Genomic DNA, 484 nt, shown 5'->3' on the forward strand with positions numbered 1-484 from the left:
TAAAAACTTTATCCTCACACGACTGAAGTCGCGTGCTTCCAGACGCTTTAGGCGTCAGACTAAATATCGGCGGATACGCCTGTAACTTAGGCCAGCGCAGTTATGCGCATTTTTCCATGCCAGATATGGCAGGTTCCCACATTGCAGGTAGTCCGCTGTATATCTGCCTGCATTTATGCTGCCTTTAAGATTTCCATTTGTAAATGAAGTTCTTTCAGATCTGCATAAACACATGAGGTTCTACGCTTTACCGAAGGGACTTTTGCCTCCAGCAAAGACCTTTCCGTTACCGGAAGGGGTTTTAAAAGTTCTCTGATAAAATATCTTGCTCCGATATTATACGATGCCGACAGGTCACAGTTATATCTTTTTCCTGTCTGGAATACACAAAGACTGTGATTTTTCGGGTCACGGGACACACTTCCGGAGCCATCGTATGCAAGCCTGCTCGTATTCCATGCGCAGACTCTGGATACCCGCATTC

1 pseudogene is annotated in these 484 nt (G+C 45.7%); it reads right to left on the reverse strand.

The window, feature by feature from the left end:
• Window positions 1-173 precede the first annotated feature (173 nt).
• Window positions 174-484 (reverse strand): annotated as a pseudogene (locus ACTNDS_RS16695) (IS200/IS605 family accessory protein TnpB-related protein); the annotation flags it as partial.

Origin of the sequence: Blautia sp. HCP3S3_C12 (assembly GCF_052064155.1) — a bacterium.
Taxonomy (GTDB): Bacteria; Bacillota; Clostridia; order Lachnospirales; family Lachnospiraceae; genus Blautia_A.